Annotated in this window: 1 protein-coding gene; it reads left to right on the top strand. The window is 62.6% G+C overall.

Going from position 1 to position 345, the window contains the following annotated elements; all coding sequences use genetic code 11:
- Positions 1-345, top strand: a 345-nt coding sequence (locus KHA85_RS17445; protein WP_213186747.1) for an NAD(P)/FAD-dependent oxidoreductase, incomplete at both ends; no start/stop codon positions are given.

Here is a 345-nt window from a genome sequence, read left to right on the forward strand (position 1 = left end):
GTTCTTTTTTAAGGATCAAGACATCGCGGTGATCGGTGGTGGGGATTCGGCGATGGAGGAGGCCACGTTTTTGACCCGGTTTGCCCGCAGTGTGACCTTGGTGCATCGCCGTGAGGAGTTCCGGGCCTCGCGGATCATGTTGGAGCGGGCGAAGGCCAACGACAAGATCACGTTTGTGACGAATAAGGCGGTTGAGGCGGTCGAGGGTGCCCAGACGGTGACGGGGTTGCGGTTGCGTGACACGGTGAGCGGTGCGTCCTCGACGTTGGCCGTGAGCGGGGTGTTCGTGGCGATCGGGCATGACCCGCGTTCGGAGTTGGTGCGCGAGGTGCTCGAGACCGACGC

Origin of the sequence: Dietzia massiliensis, from assembly GCF_018390595.1 — a bacterium.
In the GTDB taxonomy this organism is placed as follows: Bacteria; Actinomycetota; Actinomycetes; order Mycobacteriales; family Mycobacteriaceae; genus Dietzia; species Dietzia massiliensis.